Below are 26,305 nucleotides of genomic sequence, written 5' to 3'. Positions count from 1 at the left end.
TTCTGAATAAATTGTTATTTTATAAGCGAATTGACTTCGCAATGTTTAATTCTTACAACCAAGTTGTAAGTTCCTTACACATCATCGATTATCAATCTTGTTCAGTTTTCAAAGATCTACCATTTATATGTCTAAATTACGACTTCTTAATTATACCAAAGTTGTGAAACAATGTCAACAACTTTTTTCAAGCAATTAAATTTATCAGCGTTATCTCTTAACGACAACAATAAATATTATGCCATGTAATCGTTGTTATGTCAACAACTTTTTATATTTATTTTTTCGAGCTGTTCGTCTATCAAACAACATTTAATATATTATCAAGTTTGTGGAACATCGTCAACCACTTTCAACAAAAAAAGCGTAAAGAATTGAAATTAATCAATTCTCTACGCTTAATTGTAGATCTTACTCTTGTTCTGAGTTGTCTTCTGGTCTCATTGTTGGGAATAGTAGGACATCTCTAATTGATTCAGCGTCTGTTAATAACATAACTAGACGGTCAATACCGATACCTAGTCCCCCTGTTGGTGGCATACCGTATTCGAGAGCTTCAACGTAGTCTAAGTCGACTGGTTGTGCTTCATCGTTACCGTTAGCCTTTTCAGCAGCTTGGGCTTGGAATCTTTCCTTTTGATCGATTGGATCATTTAGTTCGGAGAATGCGTTAGCGTATTCCATGCCTTCAACATATAGTTCAAAACGGTCAGTAAATCTTGGATCATCAGCATTCTTCTTAGCTAATGGTGAGATTTCTACTGGGTGACCGTAGATGAATGTTGGGTTCTTAATTTCTGGTTGAACCTTTTCTTCGAAGAATTCGTTGATAATGTGGCCAACAGTCCAGAAATCTTGGTACTCAATGTTGTTCTTGTCAGCAAGTTTTCTAGCTTCTTCTAGACTCATTTCCTTCCAGAAATCAATTCCAGTAAATTCTTTGATTGCGTCTACCATGTGTAAACGTTCAAATGGCTTGTTAAAGTCTACTTCTTCACCACGGTAGTTAATAATACCGTTATCAGTAACTACCTTAGCAGCTGCCTTAAAAATACCTTCAGTTTCATCCATAACATCATGGAAGTCGAAGTATGCAATGTATGATTCTAGTTCAGTAAATTCTGGGTTATGGTTTTGATCCATACCTTCATTTCTGAACACACGACCGATTTCATATACACGTTCCATACCACCAACGATTAAACGTTTTAAGTGTAGTTCTAGTGCAATACGTAGGTATAAGTCGATGTCTAATGCATTGTGGTGAGTAATAAATGGACGTGCGCTAGCACCACCAGCTTGGTTGTGTAGTACAGGTGTTTCTACTTCAGTACAATCCATTTCGTTGTCAAGGTAGTTTCTGATTGCAGAAATAATCTTGCTACGTTTTTGGAAACGGTCAAAACTATCACGGTTTGAAATTAAATCAAGATATCTTTGACGGTATTTTTGTTCCTTGTTTTGTAGACCATGGTACTTGTCTGGCAATGGACGCAAAGCCTTTGATAAGAAAGTTACATGAGTAGCCTTAACAGTTAATTCACCCATGTCTGTCTTAATTAGTTCACCTTCGATACCTAAGTGGTCACCTAAGTCGGCACGCTTGAAGAAATGGTAGTTATCTTCACCTACTTCATCTTTTCTTACGTATAGTTGAATTCTACCGGTACGATCTTGTAAATCACCAAAACCTACCTTACCTTTTCCACGTTTTGCAACCATACGTCCAGCGATAACAACTTTTAGATTTTCTTCCTCTAGTTCTTCTTTAGTACTATCGTTGTACTTATCGTGTAATTGTTTAGCTAAATGAGTACGTTCAAAACGGCTACCGAATGGGTCGACCCCTTCTTCTCGTAATTCATTCATCTTTTGGCGACGAACTCGCAATTGGTCATTCATTTGCTTTTCTTGTGCCACAGTAAAACCTCCATCAGAATAAATTATTTTATATTAACATAATACCATAAAACAATTTAAAAAATTACATTTCACTTAAATCCGCATTTTTTGCTGCTCTTTTATGAGTCTTTTCAAGGAAATTATCGAAAATATCGTCCATTTCTTGTTCAGTTTCAGCATTGTTTAAAGCTACCTTAGTTCTAGCTGAGTGAGAGATTCCCTTTAGGTAATATGCAGCTTGTCCTCTAAATTCACGAGGACCAGTGAAGTCACCCTTCACCCCTACTAAACGATGTAGATGTTCCTTAGCAGTTGCAATCTTTTCATCAACTGTAGGTTCCTTCAATAGTTCACCAGTTTCTAGGTAGTGTCTTGTTTGTTGTAACATCCATGGGTTACCTTCAGCGGCACGACCAATCATTACGGCGTCTGCACCAACTTCGTCTAACATCTTCTTAGCTTCTTGAGGAGTTCTAACATCCCCATTACCCATAAATGGAATTGTTAAAGCATCAGCAACTTGTTTTAAAACATCCCAGTCGGCGGTACCAGTGTACATTTGTTTTCTAGTTCTACCGTGCATTGCAATAGCTGAGGCTCCCGCCTTTTCAGCCATCAATGCGTTTTGAACTGCGTATACGTGGTCTTCATCCCATCCAGTTCTCATCTTAACAGTAACAGGTTTCTTTACTGCGTCAGTAACATATGAAACCATTTCGTATACCTTGTTAGGATCTAATAGCCATTTTGAACCGGCATCAGTCTTAATCACCTTGTTTACGGGACAACCCATGTTGATATCAATAATATCAGCATCGGTTTCTTGGTCGATAAACTTAGCCCCTTCAACAAGGGTTTCCTTAGTACCACCAAAAATTTGAATACTCATTGGGTGTTCCTTTGGATCGATATCCAACATACTTAGAGTCTTTTTGTTCTTGTGCATTAAACCACGATCAGAAATCATTTCACAGACAACAAGTCCGGCTCCTGATTCTTTACAAATCATTCTAAAAGCAGTGTTAGTAACTCCAGCCATTGGAGCAACAACTACTTGATTGGGGATTGTAACATCTCCGATTTTCCATTCCATTTATATTCACCTCAATATTAAACACGTTTAGCATGATAAATATCATATCACACTAAAATTAAAACTGCATACTTACTATTCTTTTGAATCTTGATTATCGGACAACAATGCTCTCAAGTCGTCTTCACTGTAGTTATATTCAGTTTCACAGAAGTTACAGATAACCTTTGCTCCATGGTCTTCGTCAATCATGGCTTGGATTTCTTTGTCGTTTAAACCGGCAATCTTTTCCCCGAACTTTTCCTTTGAACAGTCACACTTAAATTCTACAGGCATATTTTGTAGGATATCGATGTTATCTTCACCAAAGATTAGTTTCAAGATATCTTCTGGTTTTTGTTTTGATAGGAATAGTTCTGAAATCATTGGAATTGACTTCAAACGTTCTTCTAATTTGCTGATCGCATCATCTGATGCTCCAGGTAACACTTGAATCAAGTATCCACCGGCAGCACCAATGGTTCCATCCTCGTTTACGTATACAGACACACCAACAGCTGATGGAATTTGTTCCGATTGAGCTAGGTAGAAAGTAAAGTCATCACCAATTTCACCGGAAACTAGTTGAACATTACTTACGTATGGTTCATCACCACCTAGATTCTTCATTACTTCTAGGCTACCTTGTCCAACAGCACCACCAACATCTAGCTTGTGGTGTTTGTTTAATGGCAAATCAACGTGTGGGTTGTGAATGTATCCCTTAACGTGACCATTTGCATCGACGTCAACCAATACTGGGCCGGCAGGGCCATCACCCAATACCTTCACAGTCATTGTTTCCTTACCCTTTAATACTGATGTAGCTAATAATAAACTAGCTACCAATGAACGACCTAATACCGCTGAAGATACAGGCCATGTTCTATGATCTTTTTGTGCTTCTTCAACTACGCCAGTAGCTTCCATTGCGTATGCTCTAAACATACCATCTTTAGTGACACTCTTTGTTAAATAGTCTGCCATTTTGTTATTCCTCCATAATCACCTAAAAAAGCGTGAGTCAAATAAATTCAACCCACGCTCTATTAGTTAGTCTTCATCATTATCTTGATGTTGATTTTCTTTTTGTTCTAGTTGTTCTTTGCTTTCTTCAAAAGAAGCATCTTCGTTATCACTTGAAGTGTTTTCTTCTGGCATCTTACCAGTACGGTATAGACTCAAGATTTCCTTTTCGTCTAATGTTTCGTACTTAAGCAATGCATCAGCGATTACCTTATGTTGTTCACGGTGTTGTTCAATAATGTCATGAGCTTGACCATGAGCTTCATCAATTAATCTTCTTACTTCTTCATCGATAACTGAAGCAGTCTTTTCAGAATATCTTCTTGCGTATGGGTCATCATTTGGACTTTCCAATTGAACAGTCCCTAGCTTTTCACTCATACCATATTGAGTAACCATAGCACGAGCTAAGTTAGTAGCTTGTTCGAAATCATTAGAAGCACCTGAAGACAATGAGTCAAAGATGATTTCTTCGGCTGTTCTACCACCCATTAGACCAGCAAGTTGTTCCATTGCATTCTTCTTAGATAGCAATTGTTGATCTTCTCTTGGAAGCATAATTGCGTATCCGCCGGCACGTCCACGAGGAACGATAGTTACCTTGTGAACGACACGAGCATCGTTTAGAACTAAACCAACAATTGTGTGACCAGCTTCGTGGTTGGCAACAATGTTTTGTTCTTTTTGACTAACAACTTTATCTTTCTTAGCTGGACCAGCAATTACACGGTCTTCAGCTTCATCCAATTCTGATGGACCAATTTCTGACTTGTTTCTTCTAGCAGCTAATAAAGCAGCTTCGTTTAACAAGTTAGCTAAATCGGCACCAACAAAACCTGGAGTTTGTTTAGCAATTTCATGCAAGTCAACGTTATCAGCGATTGGCTTATTCTTAGCATGTACCTTTAAGATAGCTTCTCTACCCTTAACGTCTGGTCTACCAACTAGTACCTTACGGTCAAAACGACCTGGACGAGTTAAGGCAGGATCCAATACATCTGCACGGTTAGTTGCAGCAATAACGATAACACCATCATTACCTGAGAAACCATCCATTTCAACCAATAGTTGGTTCAATGTTTGTTCTCTTTCATCATGGCCACCGCCCATGCCGTTACCACGTTTTCTACCAACAGCATCAATTTCATCAATGAAGATGATTGCTGGAGCATCTTTTTTAGCCTGTGTGAATAAGTCACGAACACGACTAGCACCAACCCCAACAAACATTTCAACGAAATCAGAACCTGAAATTGAGTAGAATGGAACACCAGCTTCACCTGATACGGCTTTAGCTAGTAAAGTTTTACCAGTTCCTGGAGGTCCTTCTAATAGGACACCATGAGGAATCTTAGCACCTAACTTGGTGAACTTCTTTGGATCCTTTAAGAATTCAACGATTTCAACAAGTTCTTGCTTTTCTTCTTCTTCACCAGCAACGTCTGTGAAACGAACATCACTCTTGGTTGGTTTAGCCTTTGACTTGCCAACACCCATGATGCCGCCTTTACTACCATTCTTACCACCCATTTGGTTCATCATAACGAAGAAGAAAATGATGATGATTAGCATTGGTAGTAATGAGAAGATTAGGTTTGACCAGAAACCGCCATCAGTGTCGGCAGCCTTAGCCCCCATCTTAACCTTATTCTTCTTAGCGTAGTTTGTAATTTCATTAATAGTACCGTTGTTCTTCAAAACCTTAGTCTTGAATGATGAAACCTTAGTTTCACTCTTGGTATTACTGAATAAAATGCTACCAGAATTGTTTGATTTAACACTTTGGGCCTTTCTGTATTCACCAGAAACAGTGTAAACACCATTTTCTGGTTGAATTGAAAAGCTCTTAATTTTGTTATCTTTTAGTTCTTGAACAAACTGACTAGATTGTAATTCTTTGTTTTGAGGTTGACCGTTCTTTGATGTGACAAAGAAAGTAACTCCCAAGACAATCAAGAAGCACACTATGTAGAACAGGCTGTTCTTGAATAATCCTTTATTATTGTTATTACGCATCAATTGCCTCCTGTGTTCAATGCTTGTTTATGTATTAAAATAACATGGTGAGACCCGCCATTTTTTCAATACATTACACGAAGCATATATTATCATTTTTCAGAAGAATTAACCATTTATTTGTCTGAATAAACCTCTGGTTTTAATACTCCAACATATGGAAGGTTACGATACTTGCCTTGGTAATCTAAACCATATCCAACCACGAATTCATTTGGTACTTCTAGACCAACGTAATCGGCTTTAGCTTCGACTACTCTTCCTTCAGGCTTGTCCATTAAAGTACATACCTTAATTGATCTAGCACCGCGTTCAGCTAATAGGTCTTCCAAATATTTCAATGTTCTACCAGTATCGATAATATCTTCAATGAAAATAACATCCCTACCGTTAACATCCACATCAATATCTTTCATTAATTCAATGGTTCCGCTTGATGCAGTACCTCCATGGTAGCTTGAAACGTCAATAAAATCGATGTCCATGTATAGGTCCATTTCTCTGACGATATCAGTCATGAAGAAAATAGCACCTTTCAATACACCAACTACCACTGGTTTTCTGTCTTTGTAATCAGTTGTAATTTGTTGACCTAATCTGCGACAAGCGTCTGTGATGTCTTCCTTACTGTATAAGGTTTTTAGAATGTCGTTGTTCATTAGTTTCTCCTTCCACATACTTTATTTAATGATTAATGTATAAACTCTAGCGTTAGAGTTATCGATAGATACAGATTCACTGTAGCCTAAAACGGCTAATAACCTTCCCTGATCAGTCATCAAACTCTCAGCAGATTGTCTTTTATCAACAGATATCTTCTTGTTAATAAACAGTCGCTTAGCCGTTTGATGTCCACCATTTTTAAGCGTTATTCTATCACGATTTTGCGTCTTTTGTACAATCAATGGGAATTCTGAATCCAATAGGTTAAAACGAGAAACCCTTCTTGCTTCATCATCTGAAACATCGGAATTATCCGTAATCATCCACTGGATATTATCTTCGAAATACCATTTATTCAATGTTACCACAAAATAATCGTTTTTAAATCCAGTTATTTGGTTTTGATTGATATTTTCAATTAAAAATTCGTCATATTCTTTTTTTATGCTTAAATTGTTTGATAACTCAACAACACCCTGTGGTTTTTCATCATTATTAAGTAGTGAGGTCACCTGATTAACAATGTTGACGTTTAAACCATCAACAACTTCTTGATCAATTAGATAATCGATTAATCCGGTCTGAACGTATTTGGGCAGCTTCAAGAATGAACCTAACTCAAAAATGTTGGTATCAACACTGATATCTTTTGCTAACTTATCAAAGAAGAAATCATTTTGTTTCTTCATTGAATTCAGTTGGTGTGAAAAGTCATTAACGTGTTCAACTCCACGACTATTTTCTTCTTCGATAAATGGAATCAAACGATGTCTAATTCGGTTTCTAGTGACATCTAGTTTTTGATTAGTGTCATCTTCATACCATTTGATTGATAAGGTTTGCATGTATTGCGTTAGTTCTTGTTTGCTAAAACTCAGTAGTGGGCGAATCAGACGACCATCATTAAACTTACGACTTTCCTTAATCCCGATTAGATCCTTTACAAAAGATCCACGAATTAGTCTCATCAAGACTGTCTCAGCTTGGTCATTGGCATGATGTGCTGTTAATAATATACGTGAATTATTGTTCTTAACGACCTTTGAAAAGAAGTCATACCTATATTTTCTAGCCGCCATCTCAATTCCATTAATTGGATGTAACTGTTCTTCCCAGTTACCAACTTCAATTTTAACGTTATGACTTTGACAGAAGTCTCTGACATATTGTTCTTCCTCAGCACTTTGTGCTCTTAGGTGGTGGTTAACGTGAGCAACGATTATTTCAGGTCGAATCTTCTTTGGCAAGTTCATCATTAGGTTAAGCAACGCCATCGAATCGACACCTGCAGAAACTGCGACAACTACAGAATCTGACTGGTTAAACCAATCTCTACTCTCAATCAATCGATTAAATTTTTGCTGGGTAATATTTTGTTCCGGCATTAATACCGTCCCCTTTTAGTTACATTTTTGGTAAAAATAAAATGATTAAGGTAATCTACCCCAATCATTTTTTATTTGGTTAACTACGGCGACCGCCACGGCCTCCACGCTTACCTTCAGTATTTTTCTTGATTGTAGCTAGTCTGCTTTCACTTTCCTTTAGGAAACTGTCCATTAAGTCATCGAAACTAGCCTTATTATTTTTATGGTTATCATTGTGATGACGGTTATCACCAAACTTACCATGATTTGAATGTCCATGGGCCATCTTTGGTTGTTCTCTTCTTTGTGGTTCGGCAGGCTTATCAACTGCTTTTCTGATTGATAAAGCAATCTTACCATCGTCACCAACACTTAGAACCTTAACTTTAACGTCATCGCCAACTTTTAATACATCTTTGATATCTTTGATATAGCCATCAGAAATTTCACTAATGTGAACCAATCCTGTTTTGTGTTCGCCTAGATCAACAAAAGCACCAAAATTAGTGATTCCTGATACTTTGCCGGAAACTTTTGCTCCAACTTCAATTGCCATAAAAAAATTTGTCCTCCTAATAATGATTAGTAACTTTAGTATAGCACCATTTAAATGATAATTGTATAAAAAAAATGGTATTTTTTCATACCATTTTAATTTTGAGTTACATCCTTTGAAACATCCCCTGGAAGACTGTAAACAGTCTCTCCTGGCTTGGTGTAATAATATTTTTCACGAATTACTTTTTGGATGTAGTCCTTATCATGTAACTGCTTAATATTTTGTTTTAGCTTTTGATTATCAATTTTACTCTTCTTAAGTTCCTTCTTGGTTTGAACTTGTTGTTCAGAAACGTTGCTAATCTTAGATTTAGTTATAAAGATTTGCGCAACCAACATTAAGATAACGACGAGGAAAAAGCTTACCAGGATAATTCCACGTTTTTTTCGACTGCGTAAAATTTCTTGATGTCGAGAACGCTTGATCTTCGTGTATTGATTATTCAATTGATGAACCTTATCAACATCCATGGTACTCCCTCCTCAATTTGCTACTTAATAGTATAGATGATTCTTAAAAAAAATAAATAGATAATTAATTTTGTAACTAAATTTTAATTATTCGGCGTTGAAATCTCTTTCGTATTGTTCATCCAAAACGGTGTACATTCTATCTGCATCAGCCTTTTTAGTGGTTTCGAACAATTGGTTAACTTGAACAGTTAGTGTCTTGTTACCAAACTTAATCACTAACTTATCGTTTGACTTAACGTCTGATGAGGATTTTGCCACACGGTCATTAATGGTAATACGACCTTGATCAGCAATATCCTTTGCTACTGTTCTTCTTTTGATAATTCTTGAAATCTTTAAAAACTTGTCTAATCTCATTTTGACATCCACCTATCTATAAACTTATTTACTACTGGAACTGATTGCCATTCTTGATATGTTAATAGTTTCCATTTAATTGCTAAGACACCGAAGACGGCTGCACCAATCGGAACTAAGAAACATAGTGAGATGATGGCACTTAATCTTTGACTGTGAACCAAGTGAATCGATCCAAATAGGTTCATCAAAATCATTTCGATGACCAACATCACAAAAGCAATCGCAGTTAACTTCCATAAGAAGCTCCACTTATTTTCAATTTTAACGATGTCAGTTGGTGCGAATTTCACTTCCACGATTAGCATTAATAGCAAACTAATCACGGTGGAGATACTTGCACCAGCGATTCCCATATGAGCAACCATTTCTTTAGTAATCAATATCTTAGCTGCTAACCCTAATATAATCGCGATAATGGTAATTTTAAAGTGATTTGCACTTTGCAAAATACTACTATAAATCGTAATCATCGTCGTTAGAACGACACTAATCATAAAGATACTAATTGTGGTGTTTTGTTGACCACTGTTAAATAGTAAACGGTTAATTAGTGGCATCAAACTTATCATCCCTACTGCCACACCAACTGTCATAAACATGCTGACCCTAAGCATTTCGGATGCTAAGTTATGAAACGACTTCATTTGCTTCTTAGAATAGGACAAACTCAATGATGGCAAGATTGCTGAAGCAAACGATGTCGCAATTACCAAACCTAATTGAACCAGCGGCTGGCCACGATCGTAGATTCCCTTGACCGCCTGCGAATCAATCAAGTTCAATCCGTTTAATAGTAATCCCTTTCTGACTGTAAACGAATCGACTAATTGCATTAGCACCATTAAAGATGAAAGCATGCAGATTGTGCCACCTTCAAACAATAATCGCTTGAATAATGATTGATACGACATTACCTTTTGACTCGGTAGTCGTTTAATATCAACCGCATAGTAGCGAATTAGAATGGCCACCGAGAAAATCTCAGCTACTGGCGTTGCCACCATCGCATAGGTCCCAATTGTATATGGATCCACATGGTGTCTAACGCAAACGTATGCAGCTGCAATGATTAACCCCACTCGAATCACCTGTTCAACGACTTGTGAATAGGCGGTTGGTTTCATAATCAAAGTTGCCTGGAAGTAACCTCTTAAGCAGGCCAGTATTGGCATCATTAAAAACATCCAGCTAACTGCGCGAATCAAACTGTCTAATCTGATATCACCCATTAAAGCAGCAATCGATGTTGCCTTAATCTGGCAGATGATAAATATCAAACCACCAAAGATTGAAAGCATGATAAATAGCTGTCTTAAAAGGGCTTTTTTTTGCAATGTTGTTTCCTGCTCAGCGATAACACGTGAAATAATAATTGGCATCCCACTTAGAGCTAATACCATCCCAATTCCATAGATAGGATAAACCTGTTGGAAAACGTAGAATCCAATGTTTCCGACCAAGTTTTGAAATGGCACACGGTAAACGGCACTTAATACCTTACTAATTAAAGAGGCGATTGATAGAATCATCGCACCCTTCATTATCACTGATAGTTTATTGTCATTTTTCATTTGTTAAGTTTCCTGTGTGTTCTTTATCTAATGCTTCGACAAACTTACTTAATTCACCTAACCACTTTTGTTCATCCATATTAGGCTGAATGATTAAGGTAATTTGCATCTTGTCGTTCGCAGTACCAACCATTGATCTGAATTCAGTTTGTGCAATTGCCTTTAGCACTTGCTTACTGTCATAGAATTGAGTTCCAATCGTTGATAAAGTGACTGTGATTTGTTTTGGTGTTTGTCTAATCTTTTCAATTAACGATGAGTCGGCGTACATCTTAATGCGACTGATTGTTAAAAGGTTTTCAACCGCGGTTGGATAATCACCGAAACGATCAATTAAATCAGACTGTAGTTCGCGATATTGATCGTCGTTTTGCATTTGTCTAATTCGCTTGTATAATTCAATCTTTTGTTTTTCATCTTGAATATATTCACTAGGCAAGTAAGCTTCAACATCCATTTCGACGGTTGTATCGACTCGTTGTTCGGCACGACGACCACGCTTAGTTGCAACGGCATCAGCTAACATTTGAGTATACATATCATAACCAACCGAATCGACAAATCCTGACTGTTGTTTTCCTAATAGGTTTCCGGCACCACGAAGTGACAAGTCACGCATGGCAATCTTGAAACCAGAACCTAGTTCGGTAAAGTCCCTGATGGCTTCCAAACGGTTTTCGGAAACTTCGGTCAACACCTTGTTTGGTTTATACATAAAGTACGCATAAGCGACACGGTTGGAACGACCAATTCGTCCACGAATTTGGTACAACTGGGATAGTCCCATGTGATCAGAATCTTCGACAAACAACGTATTGGCATTTGGAATGTCCACCCCGGTTTCGATGATTGTTGTTGTTACTAACACATCGTATTCACCGTTAACAAAATCATAGAGGATGGTTTCCAATTGATTTTCGGTCATTTGACCGTGAATGTAAGCAATTCTAGCATCTGGAACCAATGTTTGTAACTTCATGACGGTGTCTTCAATATCTGAAACACGGTTGTGCATGAAGAAAACTTGACCTCCACGATGCATTTCACGGGTAATCCCCTCACGAATTGCCCCGGCATTTTCTTCCATTACGTATGTTTGAATTGGGTAACGGTTTGCTGGTGGGGTTTCAATAACTGAAAGGTCACGAACTCCCATCATTGACATATTCAAAGTTCGAGGAATTGGTGTTGCAGTTAGTGTCAAAACATCAACGTTAGATTTTAATTGCTTAATCTTTTCCTTGTGCTTAACACCAAATCGTTGTTCTTCATCGACCATCAATAATCCTAAGTCGGCAAACTTGATGTCATCTGATAGCAAACGATGGGTCCCGACAACGATGTCGATTGAGCCATCCAGTAAACCTTTTTTGGTTTCTTCTACCTGCTTCTTGGTTCTGAAACGCGATAGCACAGCTACTGACACTGGAAAACCTTCAAAACGGCTCACCATTGTTTCATAGTGTTGTTGCGCCAACACGGTCGTTGGTACCAAAAAAGCAACCTGTTTACCTGCTTCGACTGCCTTAAAGGCGGCGTGTAATGCTACTTCGGTCTTACCATAACCAACATCCCCAACTAGCAAACGGTCCATTGGATGTGGTTGTTCCATATCCTTTTTAATTTCTTCTGAACTCTTCACCTGGTCAGGTGTTGGTTGATATGGGAAGGCCCCTTCAAACTCTTCTTGGTATTCGTCATCTTCTGGGAAGGCATAGCCTACCTGGTTGGAACGTTTAGCGTATAAGTCAATTAGGTCATCAGCGATATCTTCAATCTTTCCTTGGACCTTTGACTTGGTCTTTTGCCATTCACTTCCACCCAACTTGTTAACACGTGGGTGTTTGTCTTCAGATGAAACATACTTTTGAATTAAGTTTAATTGAGTCACCGGAATGAACAACTTAGCGTTCTTTTGGTAAGCAATGGTCATGTAGTCTTGGTGCTTACCATCGACTTCCATGGTCTGCATGCCTTCATACTTCCCAATCCCGTGGTTAGCATGAACAACATAGTCGCCCGGTTTCAAATCAGCATAGCTCTTGATTCGTTCCGCGTTAGAGAATGTTTGACGACGTGGTCGTTTTTTGTGAACGGTCGTAAACATTTCTGATTCGGTAATTACCGCCAATTGTTTGATTGGTAGTTCGAACCCATTCTTCAAACGTTCACTGACAACTTGAACCTGATGTTCCAAGATGTTGTCACTGGTGGTTTGAACCGATTCGATTTCAAAATCAGTCAATGTTTGCGATACCTTTTGCATTCTGGCATTGTCCTTCACCAAGATCACAACGGTGTCATCTTGTTTGTGCCATCTATCAATTTCAGTCTTCAATAGTGGCATTTGACCAAAGAACTTTTGCATTGGACGAACCTTAATGTCATTTAATTTGGTTAGCTTAAGGTTCCCAATCCCCTTTTGGAACAATGACATTAAAATTTCTGCCTGATTAATTTTGTGGAAGTGTTCTCTAAAGTCCACGCTAAACAAATCAGTTGATGCAATTTCACCATGGTCAAACTTATCATTAGCCCATGATTGTTCTTCTTCGACTAGTTGTTGACTGTTTTCTAAGATACGGCTGTAGTCATCGAATAAGACGACACCATCATCATCTAAGTAGTCAAAGATGGTCGTTTCGTTTTCATACATCGCCTTAGCATACATTATCCAATCCGGATCAATGACACCTTCGTTGGCATCATCAATCATAGTTTGAACGGCATCACTTAGACGTTGCTTTAATTCATCGTTATCTAGCTTGGCTAAACGTTTATCACGTAGTTGCGTTAAATTAGCAACCGCTTGTTGTCTTTGTGCTTCGTTTAATACCATATCAGTCGCTGGTAGTACTGAGATGGTTTCAATATTTTCCAAACTTCTTTGATTTGATACATCAAAATATCTCAATGAATCGACGTCGGTATCGAATAAATCGATTCGAACTGGATATTCTGAATTCAATGGATAGATATCAATAATTGATCCACGAAGTGAGAACTCTCCTGGTGCTGCCACCATCTTTTCAGGTGTGTAGCCCATTTGAAATAGTTTGTTTCTTAATTCATCTAGATTAACCTCATCATCGATTGAGATGGTTAGATTAGCATCAGAAAAATCGCCTGGTTCCGGCAAAATACGTTTAGTACCGGAAACAGACGTTACGATAATCTTAGGTTCATCGCTTAATAGCTTTGATAAAGCCTGTACACGAGTGGCCTTGTATTCTGGTGAACTGGTGGCAACTTCTGCGGCTAAAACTTCTTCAACTGGAAATTCTAATACATCATCTTCGGAGACAACATTTTGTAAATCTTCAACAATATCATCACATCTGGATAAAGTATCAGTCACAATCAAGAAGTTTTTATTTGTTGACTTAAACAAAGCAGCAATCATCATTGTCTTCGCAGAACCTGATAAACCAGTCACTAACTGACGATGTTTGGGTGCTAAATCATTAACAATCTCATCGTATTGTGGCAGTTGTGTGAAAAATTGACTTAATTCCAAAATAGTTATCCCCTCTAAATATTAGTTGTACTTGTTTTCTAGCTTGTTGAATTCTTCCCCATCGATAAATTCTTCTAACGCTGAAACACTGTTGTCAATTGCTTGGTTTAATCCTGGTTTTTGGTCGTCTTTAAAGTGACCTAATACATAGTTAACGACGCTTTCCTTGGTTGGGTGGTCTGTTCCCACCTTGATACGGTTAAACTTGTCGGTGCCTAAATGAGCAATTAAACTCTTAATTCCATTGTGACCACCGGCTGATCCATGGTTTCTCAATCTGATTTTGCCGATTGGTAAATCCATATCATCATATATTACTATTAAATCGCTTAAATCTAACTTAAAGAACTTCATTAAAGGTCCAACTGAACGACCTGATTCGTTCATAAATGTTAGTGGTTCGACTAACATAACCTTTTCACCATTAATGTTAGTTGATCCAATCTTTGCTTCCATCTTTTGTGTTGATAGATCCACTCCATGCTTATCTGCAAAATCGTCTACTACCATAAAGCCAGTGTTGTGTCTGGTTTCCTTATATTGTGGTCCCACGTTTCCTAATCCCACAATCATCTTCATAAAAAATCCGCTCCTTTTTTCGCTCAATTAATATGTAAATTATATCATAGTATGCAATCCGATATTTATCCCGTCGCTTATAGAAATATAGAAAACTATTCGTTTTTTTAGCGCTTTGTAATTACTAATTTCCAAATTAATGATATAATTCAGTTGTAGATTTAAATATGTTTTTGAAGGGATGATTATTGTGGCTTTAAAACATCAAAAAGTTGTTTTAGTTGGTGACGGTGCCGTTGGTTCTTCATACGCATTTGCTATGATGCAACAAGGACTAGGCGAAGAATTCGTCATCGTTGATATTATTAGAGATCGTATCGAAGGAGACGCACTTGACTTAGAAGATGCTCAAGTATTTACTGCTCCTAAGAACATTTACGCTGGTGACTACAGTGACTGTGCAGATGCTGACTTAGTTGTTATCACTGCCGGTGCACCTCAAAAACCAGGTGAAACTAGACTAGATCTAGTTGGAAAGAACCTAAAGATTCTTTCATCAATCGTTCCTGAAGTTGTTAAGTCAGGATTTAAGGGTATTTTCTTAGTTGCTGCTAACCCAGTTGACATCTTAACTTACGGTGTTCAAAAACTTTCAGGTTGGCCAAAGGAAAAGGTTGTAGGTTCAGGTACTTCATTGGACACTACTCGTTTCCAAGTTGCTGTTGCTAAGAAGTTAGGTGTTAACCCTGCTGACATTAACGCCTACATCATGGGTGAACATGGTGACTCAGAATTTGCTGCTATTGACGAAGCAACTGTTGGTTCACGTCCTCTATTAGACGTAGCTAAAGATGCTGGCGTAAGCAAAGATGACTTACTACAATTAGAAGATGAAACTAGAAACAAGGCATACACAATCATCAACAAGAAAGGTGCTACTTTCTACGGTGTTGCTACTGCCCTAATGAGAATTTCACGTGCTATTTTACGTGACGAAAACTCAGTACTACCTGTTGGTGCTCCAGTTAACGGTGAATATGGTTTAAGCGATATCTACATCGGTACTCCAGCTGTTGTTAACGCATCAGGTATTAAGCAAGTTATCGAAGTTCCTCTAAGTGATGAAGAAAAAGCTAAGATGGAAGCTTCAGGTAAGACCTTAAAGGAAACTGCCGAAAAAGGTATGGAAGCTTTAAAATAATCGATCAACTTGATTAGATATTAAGTCGAGGCGCACTTTGCTCCCCGGCTTTTTATTTTGGGCAATTGTTGATTTATCGCCACAAAGTCATCAATTTATGTTAAAATTAGATTATGAGAAAAATTCTAATAATTAAAAAGGAGGTTATGTTATGCTATTGAAGTCATTGGTTAAACCTAAAGGCAGTTTAGTTACCGTTTCAGAAAACGTTTCATTAGAACAAGCTCTTGAAACGTTGGAAGAATCTGGTTACAGATGTATTCCTATCTTAGACGAAACTGGAACAATCTTTAGAGGTAACATCTATAAGATGCATATCTACCGTCACAAAGCTAACGGTGGTGATATGTCTCAACCTGTTACCACATTATTAAAGAATGCCACTAAGTTCATCAATGTTAATTCAGCCTTCTTCCACATTTTCTTTTCGATTAAGGATTTACCTTATATCGCTGTATTGGATGATAATAATCGTTTCTACGGTATCTTGACCCACACCCGTTTATTGGACATGCTTTCACAATCATGGAACGTAAACGTTGGCAGCTATGTTCTTACAGTTCTAGCTCCTGGTAACCGTGGTGATCTAGAATCAATGTCTAGAATCATCACTAAGTACACTGCAATTGCTAGTGTTATCAGTTTAGACGGTCAAGAAGGTGAATTGGTACATAGAGTTATGTTCACCCTTCCCGAAGAGGTAGATAAGAAATTGTTAAAACGAATCACTGCTGCATTAGAACGTAAAGGTTTTAAGATTGCAGAGATTGAAGATTTAGCGGATGAGAAATAACATTATCGAAACAAAAAAGGATGCGAATTAAATTCGCATCCTTTTTTTATGTATGTTTTACTGTACACCAATACTTAATTTCAATGACTCGTCCACTCGTTTCATAAACTTATCACTTAAGTGATCTACTCGATCATGTAATCGTTGTTTATCAATTGTTCTAATTTGTTCTAATAGGATAACTGAATCTTTTTCGATTCGGGTCTTATCAGCACTAATAGCTACGTGAGTAGGCATCTTTGGCTTTGAAATTCTAGCAGTAATTGCGGCAACAATCACGGTAGGACTGTAGTGATTTCCGATATTGTTTTGGATGATTAATACCGGTCTCATTCCACCCTGTTCGGAACCAACAACTGGTGATAGGTCAGCATAAAAAACGTCGCCACGTTTAATTTCAACGTTAGCCATTCTAACATCCCCTATCTATAATGAATTCATCTGAATTCTGAAAACGTAATGTGGTGCACACTTGAGGATTCACAAAAAGTGAATTCCTTTGAAATAGCACGATTAATATCGGTCATCTCAGTGTACCCAGCAATTAAATTCTGGACTATCAAATAATCGTTAAAACATGGATTAACCACAATCCTAGTATGTGTATCAATTGAAACATTCATTCTAGGATGTGATATTTTTGCTTCGTTACTTGATGTAGCTGTGCTTAGAAGTGAATAAACATATCGATTCTTAGATTGCATTGATTAATCCTCTTAAAACAGGTTATTCTACCACAATGCGTGGTAGTCTATCAGTGAGTAAGCAAGCCACTTCATAATGAATTGTATCACAATATGACGCAATGTCTTGTAAAGTAATCTTTTCTTTACCGTCTTGACCCACAATTGTAACTTTTGTGCCTGGCTTCACTGGTTCGTCAAGTTTAATCATTAATTGATCCATGCAAACACGACCAACAATTGGACAGAACTTGCCGTTCACCAATAGTGAGAAGCCTTGTAATGCTCGAACAATTCCATCGGCATAACCCACTGGAACTGTGGCAATCCATTCAGGTTCCTTGGATGTGTATGTCGCGCCATATCCAACTGAACGACCTGCATCAATTTTCTTACAGTAGACAACTTCTGTTGTTAAACTAAGCGCTGGTTTTAATTCGTATGGTAAATCTAGCTCCCCACCAGATGGATTCAAACCATAACCAGCAACACCAAATCTGATCATGTTGCAGTTAAATTCACTATGCCACAAGCTAGTAGCTGAATTAGACACATGTACATATTTTGGTAATGTATCTATAACTGAAATTAAATCATTAAATCGTTCAACTTGCAAATTAAAATACTTTACGTTATGTGTATCAGCGGTTGAGAAGTGTGTAAAGATTCCTTCAAAGTTCAAGTTATTCGATTGATTCAAGAAATCCACCGTTTCTTTAAGTGAATCTTTGTCTTGAAAACCAATTCTCCCCATTCCAGTATCTAACCCGATATGAATATTTAGCTTTGGTAGATTCTTTTGAACTAGTTGTTCATCGGCTGATTTCAACCAATCAACGGATGAGACGGTTGCTGAAATGTTTCTTTCTGCCATTAATGACGCATGTTCTACGTCGGTGATACCTAGAACTAGGATTGGTTCGTCAAAACCAGCATCCCTTAGTTGTAATGCTTCATCTAAAATGGCCACGCAAAAACCGTCGGCGCCTGCCTTTTTCGCTTCGTGCGCAACAGCGACTGCCCCGTGGCCGTATCCATTGGCCTTTACTACCATGAATAAGTATTCGTTATTTTTCAAACGTTTCTTTTCGTTACTAATATTATGATATAAAGCACTCTTACTAATTAGTATTTGTGCATTTCTATGAGTTCCTACTACCATATTAATCTTTCCTCCAATTAATAATGGGCATTTCCTTTTATTGTAGTTCTTTATGTAAAAAAAAGCTATTGACAAATTTTTATATCAACAGCTTTTTTGTTATTAATCTTTGTTTTTAATTGTAAATGACTTATTTGGGCGTTTGTGGTTTGATGAACGGCTACCCTTCTTGTGATCATCACGGTGGTTGCCACCGCCATTACCATTGTAACGACGACGGTTTCCGCCACCATTTCTGTTACCACCACGTTTGAATCCGCCTCGACGGTTACCACCGCCACGGTGATATCCACCACCATGACCGCGCTTGTTCTTGTTAGGAAGTGGCTTTTCAGCAGTGATGTGAACCTTAACTTGGTTTCTAGTCATCTTGCTTAATAACACTGATACTAATTCCTTAGCATCGTATTTTTCTAACAATTCATCAGAAGCTTCTGAGAATGGTTCCATCTTAGTCTTTTCGATTAATGAGCCAATTTCCTTAGTGGCTACTTCTAGTTGGCCCTTCAATGCTTCATCAGCTGAAGGTGGCTTAAGAGGTAACATTCTAACCTTAGTTAGCTTTTCAATGTCTCTTAAGTAACTAGTTTCGTTTGGTTCAACAAAAGTCATTGAAACACCATGACGTCCGGCACGACCGGTACGACCAATTCTGTGAACGTAACTTTCTGAATCTTGAGGGATATCGTAGTTGTATACGTGAGTAACACTTGAGATATCAATACCTCTAGCAGCAACGTCGGTTGCAACTAAAACATCAACCTTGTCATGCTTGAAGTCCTTCATGATTTGTGAACGACGGTTTTGAGTTAAGTCACCATGAATTCCTGCTGCACGGTATCCGCGTAGTAGAAGTCCCTTAGAAACTTCGTCAACACGACGTTTAGTACGACAGAATACAATAGTTACCTTAGGTGCTTGGATATCAAAGAATCTAGTCATGATATCAAACTTTTCAAATTGTTTTACTCTGATGTAGTATTGATCAACTAAATCAGTAGTTAGTTCTTTAGCCTTGATAGTAACTTGTTGAGGGTCCTTCATGAATTGAACACCAACACGTTTGATTTGTGGTGGCATAGTTGCAGAGAATAACAATGTTTGTCTTTCTTCTGGAACTTGTTTTACGATGCTTTCAATATCATCTAGGAATCCCATGTCCAACATGTCATCGGCTTCATCTAGAACCAATGTCTTAACATGGTCTAATTTTAATGTACGTCTGTTGATATGATCCAATAAACGTCCAGGAGTACCCACAACAACTTGTGGTTTACGCTTTAAGCTTTGGATTTGTCTTCTGATGTCAGAACCACCAAAAACTGATACAGCCTTAACGCCCTTTTCTTTTCCAAAACGACTAATTTCGCCTTGAGTTTGAATAGCTAATTCACGAGTTGGTGAAATAACTAATGCTTGCACGTTTGGATTGTCTAAATCAACGTGTTCAATAATAGGAAGAGCAAAAGCAGCTGTCTTACCTGTACCTGTTTGTGCTTGTCCTAAAACATCCTTACCTTGTAGGGATAAAGGAATTGTTTCTGCTTGGATTGGAGTGGCTTCCTTAAAACCCTTGTCTTCAATCGCTTTTAATAGATCTTCTGAAAGACCTAATTCTCTAAACTTCAAATATGTTTCCTCCTAAACGAAACATTCAATATAATACCGTCATTAGCTAAGGAAGAGTCCGTTCCCGTTAATGCGCTAATCACTTGATTATAAAAATTCCGTGTTCTAAAAAATGTAACTAGACTAATATAACCCTTTTGGGTCAAATTAGCAAATGAATTACCTATATTAATTTGTTAGTTTATCTAATAGTCTTTCTAAATGAATTCCGTGACTAGCTTTTAATAGTACTTGGTCACCTTCATAAATTTCAGCATTTAATTGGTCGTATAAATCATCCAATTGATCTGCCTTAAAGTAGAAAAGATTTTCTGATGGATAAACTGAGCTTAGCTTGTCGTACAAGTACTTCATATCAGGACCAATTAAGTAGACGCTTTGGACTTCTTTTGGATCTAATACTTCGGCTAGTGATTCGTGCAATTCAATTGATTGATCACCTAATTCCAACATATCACCTAAAACGGCAATTTTACGGCCATCAATCTTTTCTTGAGTAAATGCGTTCACTACTTCTTTAACAGCAGTAGGATTTGAATTATAAACGTCTGAAAGGATCATTTCGTGTTTACTTCCTTCAATCCATTCAGTACGGTTATTAGTCAAATTAACATTCAATAATGCCTTTTGAATGTTTTCTTCTCTGATTCTGTATAAGTCACCGATGGTGATGGCTACCAATGCATTGTTAACATTGTATTCACCAATCATTGGAATCTTGAATTCAACATCTGAGTACTTATTAACCTTAAATGTGGTTTGCACTTCGGTTCCAGCAATGTCATAAGCATAAAAGTCATCATCTTCAGCCAACCCAAAAGTACGTTTGAATGGTAATGATTCACTGCGACTTGCTAATAGTGGTTCGTCACCGTTATAAACGAAAATACCATCTTCTTTTAGTCCGTTGACGATTTCCATCTTGGCATCGGCAATCTTGTCGCGAGTACCAAAGAATTCAATGTGGGCTTCACCAATCATTGTAATGGCAGCAACATCTGGTTCAACTAAGTGACTCAAGAAGTCTAGTTGACCTGGACGATCCATTCCCATTTCTACAACCAATACTTCTGTGTTTGGTTCCATATCCAAAATCGTCATTGGCACACCAATTTCGTTATTGAAGTTGGCATGAGTCTTAGTAACATTGAATTGAGTGGATAATACTGAAGCCACCATATCCTTGGTAGTAGTCTTTCCGTTACTTCCAGTAATTGCGACAACCTTAGGATTAATCTTTGCCAAGTAGTATTGGCTCAATCTTTGTAGTGCTTCTAATGTATTATCTACAACGATAATTGGAAAATCTGTTGGAGCATTTTCGTGGTCTTTTTGCCAGAAAGTTGCTACGGCACCATTATCAATTGAACTTTGAATGTAGTCGTGACCATCGTTTTGACTAACAAGTGGCACAAATAGTGCCCCATCTGTTAGTTCCCTGCTATCAAAAGCAACACTAGTAATATCAATATCTTCATATTCGCTAATATCGTTTTGCGCAGAAACTGCACGAGCAACTTCTGTAAGTGACATTTTCATATCTAATAAATCTCCATTTCATCAGTTCGATAAGTGTTACACATATTATAACATGAAACGAGAAATTATTTTAAACCCGTTTTTTCAATCCATTATGAGACAATCCTTTGTTTTTAATGAGGTCTTATAAAAACTATTAACTAATTGTCAAAACACTGTTAATATGTTTAATGGATAATAATTAATGGGGACGTGACTACTTTGAAAAAAGTCTTATTTGTGTGCCATGGAAACGTTTGTCGTTCTGCAATGGCTCAGGCCATTTTTAGCAAGATCGTAAAAGAGCGTGGATTGGAAAATGAAATCGCAGTTGATTCAGCTGCGACAAGTACCGAAGAAATCGGTAATCCGCCACACCCAGAAGTTCGTAATTTGTTGGACCGAAAACAAATTAGCTATGCGGGTCAACATTCAAGACAAATCGAATCATCTGATTTCCAAAAATATGATTTAATCATTGGAATGGATTACGAAAACATGAACAACCTGCTTCACTGGGCACCTAAGGACCAAGCCCATAAGATTCATCTTTGCTTAGATGTTATCGACGGAATGCAAGGTAAAGAAATCGCAGATCCTTGGTATACTGGCAACTTTGATTTAACCTTTGAACAAATTAACGAAGCCATGCCAAAATGGATTGACTATGTGTTAAATATGTAAAAAAAGACATATCCGAAACGGATATGTCTTTTTTATCTTTACTTGAAACCGTATTTCTTGTTGAAACGATCCACAGCACCATCGGCTTGAGTGAACTTTTCACGGCCAGTGTAGAATGGATGAGAATCTGAAGAAATTTCAAGACGTACTAATGGGTATTCATTACCATCATCCATAGTGATAGTTTCAGCTGAGTTCATAGTTGAACCAGCCATGAATTTAAAACCAGTACTTGTATCTTGGAATACCACTTGGTGGTATTCTGGATGAATTCCTTGTTTCATTATAAATCGCTCCTTTGCCCTGTATCATATGTTGATTCAGAGATTATCGTTTAGTCGACTTGATTATAGTAACACTAAATAGAAGTTAATTCAACACGAAAATTAACTTTCGTCGTTAACTAATTCAACGACAGCATTTAGATTAGTTAGCTTGTCAATGATATTGTCATAGCCTCGTAAAATGTTGTCTGCATTATCAATCACAGTGGTTCCTTGTGCCATTAAACCGGCAATCATTTCTGATGCTCCGGCACGAATTTCCCCTGCTTCAATCTTTGAACCAACAAGTGCGTCAGTATGACTTACGATGATGGTACCGTTACCTTCATCGTATCTAATCTTGGCACCCATCTTCTTTAGTTCGGAGATGTGCTTGGTTCTCTTTGGATAAATAGTGTCAATGATTGTACTATCACCAGCAGCCATTAGTAGTAGTGGCGTAATTGGTTGTTGTAAATCAGTGGCAAATCCAGGATATGGCATTGTCTTAATTTCGATGTTCTTAAGTTCTTCAGTTTTTGGAACGTAGATACTATCTTCATTAATTTGTAGATCAATTCCCATTTCTTGTAACTTGGCAATAAATGATTCCAAATGTTCTGGAATCACGTTTTGAATCTTCACACCGTCACCATATGCAGCAGCCATGGATAGGTATGTACCTGCTTCGATTCTATCAGGGATAATGATGTGAGTGTTCTTAGCACGAAGTGATTCAACCCCTTCGATTCTAATCACATCTGTACCGGCTCCCCTAACCTTGGCACCCATGTTATTCAAGAATGTAACGACATCAATAATTTCTGGTTCCTTGGCAGCATTTCTGATGACAGTTGAACCCTTTGCTTTAACGGCAGCTAAAATAGCGTTGATGGTTGCCCCCACTGACACAACATCTAAAAAGATTTGTGCTCCGTGTAAACCATCTTCGTTGGTTGTGATGATGATTTCATCCCCATCATTTTCAACCTTTGCCCCCATTGCTTCGAAGGCCTTAATGTGTTGGTCAATTGGTCTAGGACCGATGTTATCTCCACCAGGGAAAGTAATCTTAGCACGACCAAAGCGTCCTAATAGTGCCCCCATGAAGTAGTATGATGCTCTTAAACTTTTAATTGCCTTACTTGGTAAGGCACTTTCATTTATTGTTGTTGGGTCGACGTTTAATATTCCATCGGCAAAATCTGATGAGACATTCATTGATTCCAAAATCACCATTAGATTGTGTACATCTAAGATGTTTGGCACCATGTCGAATTGCACTGGTGTGTCAGCTAAGATAGCTGCTGGGATTAATGCAACAGTACTATTTTTAGCTCCACCAATGGTCACGTTACCAGATAAACGATGGCCGCCCTTTATTATCATTTTATTCATTGTTTAAATTCCTCGCTTACAGTTTCACTAAATAATAGTGAACAATAACAATATTAAATAATAAATATTAAAAATACAATAGTTTCAGCTAAATTAAACATACATTTAATAAAAACAACAAAAAAAGGCCGGAAAAATTTCCTGGCCTTTTCTGTAAAACATATTATTTGTTGTTTTCTTCATGTTGTTCGTGTGCAGCTGCAACGAATGCCTTGAATAATCCTTCAGGTCTTGTTGGACGTGATAGGAATTCTGGGTGGTATTGAGCAGCAACGAAGAACTTGTTAGTAGGAATTTCAACAACTTCTACCAAGTGATCATCTGGAGAAGTACCGGCAATAACTAGACCGTGAGCTTCCATTTCTTCTCTGTATTCGTTGTTGTATTCGTAACGGTGTCTGTGACGTTCTGAAATTTCAGCCTTGTTACCGTAAGCTGCAGCAGTTACAGTACCAGGTTTTAGCTTACATGGGTAAGCACCTAGACGTTGAGTACCACCCATACCATCGATATCAGCTTGGTCAGCCATTAAGTCAATGATCTTGTGTGGAGTTTCTGGGTCAATTTCAGTAGTGTTAGCATCTTTGTAACCTAATACATCACGAGCAAATTCGATACTTGCAATTTGCATACCTAAACATACACCTAGGTAAGGAACGTCGTTTTCACGAGCGTACTTAACTGCAGTAATCATACCTTCGATACCACGGTCACCGAAACCACCAGGAACGATAATACCGTCAGCATCGCCAAGTAATTCTTCAACGTTATCTTCAGTAACTAGTTCTGAATTTAACATCTTTAGGTTAATCTTTGCATCAACTGGGTAACCAGCATGACGTAATGATTCAGTAATTGAAATGTAAGCATCCTTTAGTTTTACGTATTTACCAACTAAAGTAATGTTAACAACATTCTTTAAGTTTTGTACTTTTTGTTCTAGTGCCTTCCATTCAGTCATATCAGCCTTAGGAGCATCCATACCAAAGTGGTCAACAACTTGTTGATCCATACCTTGAGCTTCTAGCATCAATGGAACAGTGTAAAGTGTTGGAGCATCTTTTGATTCAACAACAGCTTCTGGCTTAACGTCACAGAATAGAGCAATCTTTCTCTTCATTGCATCAGTAACGTCTTGTTCAGTTCTAACAACTAATAGGTTTGGTTGAATACCTAAACCACGTAGTTCTTTAACTGAGTGTTGTGTTGGCTTAGTTTTCATTTCGCCAGCAGCACGTAAGTAAGGAATTAAAGTTGTGTGGATGTAGAATACATTTTCATCCCCTACTTCGCTCTTCATTTGACGAATAGCTTCTAGGAATGGAAGTGATTCGATATCACCAACAGTACCACCAATTTCAGTAATTACGATATCAGCGTTTGATACCTTAGCTGCACGCATGATTTTTTCTTTAATCATACCAGTGATATGAGGAATAACTTGAACAGTTGCACCTAAGTAGTCACCGCGGCGTTCTTTTCTCAATACTTCTGAATAAATTTTACCAGTAGTTACATTTGAGTATTTATTTAAGTCATTATCAATGAAACGTTCATAGTGACCTAAATCAAGGTCAGTTTCAGTACCATCATTAGTAACGAACACTTCACCGTGTTGGTATGGGCTCATAGTACCTGGGTCGACGTTAACGTATGGATCAAACTTTTGAATAGTAATGTTGATTCCACGGTTTTTTAATAAACGTCCTAGTGATGCAGAAACAATTCCTTTTCCTAGTGAAGAAACAACCCCACCAGTAACAAAAACATATTTAGTCATGTGAAAAAACTCCTCATAAAATCTATTAGGGTAAAAATTAAAAACTCCCTATTCATTGAGAATAGGGAGTCATTGATTACTATAATCGATCAATTGTCCTTACAAACTCTTTTGTAAGGAGCCCAAAAATAATATTACATTGTTCTAGG

Annotated in this window: 23 protein-coding genes; 3 read left to right on the top strand and 20 right to left on the bottom strand. The window is 37.7% G+C overall.

Going from position 1 to position 26,305, the window contains the following annotated elements; all coding sequences use genetic code 11:
* Positions 1–411: 411 nt before the first annotated feature.
* The 12 genes from lysS to pth all read right to left on the bottom strand — a co-directional run bounded on the left by lysS (position 412) and on the right by pth (position 15,105).
* The gene (lysS, locus tag KTJ72_RS06305; RefSeq protein ID WP_041152419.1) at positions 412–1,920 is read right to left on the bottom strand and encodes a lysine--tRNA ligase; all 1,509 of its coding nucleotides are present in this window, start codon (positions 1,918–1,920) and stop codon (positions 412–414) included.
* Between the two features lie 64 nt (positions 1,921–1,984).
* The gene (gene dusB, locus KTJ72_RS06300) at positions 1,985–2,995 is read right to left on the bottom strand and encodes a tRNA dihydrouridine synthase DusB (protein ID WP_094750945.1); all 1,011 of its coding nucleotides are present in this window, start codon (positions 2,993–2,995) and stop codon (positions 1,985–1,987) included.
* Between the two features lie 75 nt (positions 2,996–3,070).
* The gene (gene hslO, locus KTJ72_RS06295) at positions 3,071–3,961 is read right to left on the bottom strand and encodes an Hsp33 family molecular chaperone HslO (protein ID WP_041152421.1); all 891 of its coding nucleotides are present in this window, start codon (positions 3,959–3,961) and stop codon (positions 3,071–3,073) included.
* A 66-nt stretch (positions 3,962–4,027) separates the two neighbouring features.
* Complete coding sequence (gene ftsH / locus KTJ72_RS06290; RefSeq protein WP_217304397.1) at positions 4,028–6,016, bottom strand: ATP-dependent zinc metalloprotease FtsH; 1,989 nt, start codon at positions 6,014–6,016, stop codon at positions 4,028–4,030.
* A gap of 116 nt (positions 6,017–6,132) precedes the next feature.
* On the bottom strand, positions 6,133–6,675 hold the full coding sequence (gene hpt / locus KTJ72_RS06285; RefSeq protein ID WP_041152423.1) for a hypoxanthine phosphoribosyltransferase: 543 nt from the start codon (positions 6,673–6,675) through the stop codon (positions 6,133–6,135).
* 21 nt (positions 6,676–6,696) lie between these two features.
* The gene (tilS, locus tag KTJ72_RS06280; protein WP_217304396.1) at positions 6,697–8,064 is read right to left on the bottom strand and encodes a tRNA lysidine(34) synthetase TilS; all 1,368 of its coding nucleotides are present in this window, start codon (positions 8,062–8,064) and stop codon (positions 6,697–6,699) included.
* A gap of 79 nt (positions 8,065–8,143) precedes the next feature.
* Positions 8,144–8,602, bottom strand: coding sequence for a S1 domain-containing RNA-binding protein (locus tag KTJ72_RS06275; protein WP_041152424.1), 459 nt, complete (start codon positions 8,600–8,602; stop codon positions 8,144–8,146).
* Positions 8,603–8,697: 95 nt separating this feature from the next.
* The gene (locus tag KTJ72_RS06270; protein ID WP_034532484.1) at positions 8,698–9,075 is read right to left on the bottom strand and encodes an FtsB family cell division protein; all 378 of its coding nucleotides are present in this window, start codon (positions 9,073–9,075) and stop codon (positions 8,698–8,700) included.
* 87 nt (positions 9,076–9,162) lie between these two features.
* Positions 9,163–9,435 (bottom strand): RNA-binding S4 domain-containing protein, encoded by a 273-nt coding sequence (locus tag KTJ72_RS06265; RefSeq protein WP_041152425.1) that lies wholly within the window; start codon positions 9,433–9,435, stop codon positions 9,163–9,165.
* A complete protein-coding gene (locus KTJ72_RS06260; protein ID WP_217304395.1) occupies positions 9,432–11,009 on the bottom strand; it encodes a putative polysaccharide biosynthesis protein in 1,578 nt (525 codons plus the stop codon). The genes KTJ72_RS06265 and KTJ72_RS06260 overlap by 4 nt, the downstream gene beginning before the upstream one ends.
* Positions 10,999–14,526 carry a transcription-repair coupling factor gene (gene mfd / locus KTJ72_RS06255; protein ID WP_249419571.1) on the bottom strand — a complete coding sequence of 1,176 codons (3,528 nt, stop codon included), beginning with the start codon at positions 14,524–14,526 and terminating at the stop codon, positions 10,999–11,001. The genes KTJ72_RS06260 and mfd overlap by 11 nt, the downstream gene beginning before the upstream one ends.
* 21 nt (positions 14,527–14,547) lie before the next feature.
* On the bottom strand, positions 14,548–15,105 hold the full coding sequence (gene pth, locus KTJ72_RS06250) for an aminoacyl-tRNA hydrolase (RefSeq protein WP_217304394.1): 558 nt from the start codon (positions 15,103–15,105) through the stop codon (positions 14,548–14,550).
* Between the two features lie 190 nt (positions 15,106–15,295).
* Between pth and KTJ72_RS06245 the strand changes: the two genes are divergently transcribed.
* Positions 15,296–16,246: an L-lactate dehydrogenase gene (locus KTJ72_RS06245; protein WP_034532480.1), complete on the top strand. Its 951-nt coding sequence runs from the start codon at positions 15,296–15,298 to the stop codon at positions 16,244–16,246.
* A 151-nt stretch (positions 16,247–16,397) separates the two neighbouring features.
* On the top strand, positions 16,398–17,039 hold the full coding sequence (gene cbpA / locus KTJ72_RS06240) for a cyclic di-AMP binding protein CbpA (RefSeq protein ID WP_053792474.1): 642 nt from the start codon (positions 16,398–16,400) through the stop codon (positions 17,037–17,039).
* A gap of 57 nt (positions 17,040–17,096) precedes the next feature.
* Here cbpA and KTJ72_RS06235 read toward each other — a convergent pair whose 3' ends face one another.
* The 5 genes from KTJ72_RS06235 to KTJ72_RS06215 all read right to left on the bottom strand — a co-directional run bounded on the left by KTJ72_RS06235 (position 17,097) and on the right by KTJ72_RS06215 (position 22,052).
* Positions 17,097–17,450: a type II toxin-antitoxin system PemK/MazF family toxin gene (locus KTJ72_RS06235; protein WP_034532478.1), complete on the bottom strand. Its 354-nt coding sequence runs from the start codon at positions 17,448–17,450 to the stop codon at positions 17,097–17,099.
* Positions 17,451–17,476: 26 nt separating this feature from the next.
* Positions 17,477–17,743, bottom strand: coding sequence for a hypothetical protein (locus tag KTJ72_RS06230; protein ID WP_041152429.1), 267 nt, complete (start codon positions 17,741–17,743; stop codon positions 17,477–17,479).
* 22 nt (positions 17,744–17,765) lie between these two features.
* Positions 17,766–18,884: an alanine racemase gene (alr, locus tag KTJ72_RS06225; protein WP_217304392.1), complete on the bottom strand. Its 1,119-nt coding sequence runs from the start codon at positions 18,882–18,884 to the stop codon at positions 17,766–17,768.
* Between the two features lie 102 nt (positions 18,885–18,986).
* The gene (gene cshA, locus KTJ72_RS06220) at positions 18,987–20,513 is read right to left on the bottom strand and encodes a degradosome RNA helicase CshA (protein ID WP_094750939.1); all 1,527 of its coding nucleotides are present in this window, start codon (positions 20,511–20,513) and stop codon (positions 18,987–18,989) included.
* Between the two features lie 168 nt (positions 20,514–20,681).
* Positions 20,682–22,052 (bottom strand): UDP-N-acetylmuramoyl-tripeptide--D-alanyl-D-alanine ligase, encoded by a 1,371-nt coding sequence (locus KTJ72_RS06215; protein ID WP_217304391.1) that lies wholly within the window; start codon positions 22,050–22,052, stop codon positions 20,682–20,684.
* Positions 22,053–22,253: 201 nt separating this feature from the next.
* Between KTJ72_RS06215 and KTJ72_RS06210 the strand changes: the two genes are divergently transcribed.
* On the top strand, positions 22,254–22,715 hold the full coding sequence (locus KTJ72_RS06210) for a low molecular weight protein-tyrosine-phosphatase (RefSeq protein ID WP_094750937.1): 462 nt from the start codon (positions 22,254–22,256) through the stop codon (positions 22,713–22,715).
* 38 nt (positions 22,716–22,753) lie between these two features.
* Here KTJ72_RS06210 and KTJ72_RS06205 read toward each other — a convergent pair whose 3' ends face one another.
* From KTJ72_RS06205 to pyrG, 3 genes are all read right to left on the bottom strand, one after another.
* On the bottom strand, positions 22,754–22,999 hold the full coding sequence (locus tag KTJ72_RS06205) for a type B 50S ribosomal protein L31 (protein WP_034534394.1): 246 nt from the start codon (positions 22,997–22,999) through the stop codon (positions 22,754–22,756).
* 102 nt (positions 23,000–23,101) lie between these two features.
* A complete protein-coding gene (gene murA, locus KTJ72_RS06200) occupies positions 23,102–24,376 on the bottom strand; it encodes a UDP-N-acetylglucosamine 1-carboxyvinyltransferase (RefSeq protein WP_041152433.1) in 1,275 nt (424 codons plus the stop codon).
* Positions 24,377–24,539: 163 nt separating this feature from the next.
* Entirely contained in the window at positions 24,540–26,156 is a 1,617-nt protein-coding gene (gene pyrG, locus KTJ72_RS06195; protein ID WP_034532471.1) for a CTP synthase, read from the bottom strand.
* Positions 26,157–26,305: the final 149 nt, after the last annotated feature.

Source organism: Apilactobacillus waqarii, from assembly GCF_019061205.1.
Taxonomy (GTDB): Bacteria; Bacillota; Bacilli; order Lactobacillales; family Lactobacillaceae; genus Apilactobacillus; species Apilactobacillus waqarii.
The sequence above is the reverse complement of the archived record's forward strand: the minus strand, read 5'-3'. Positions and strand labels throughout refer to the sequence as shown.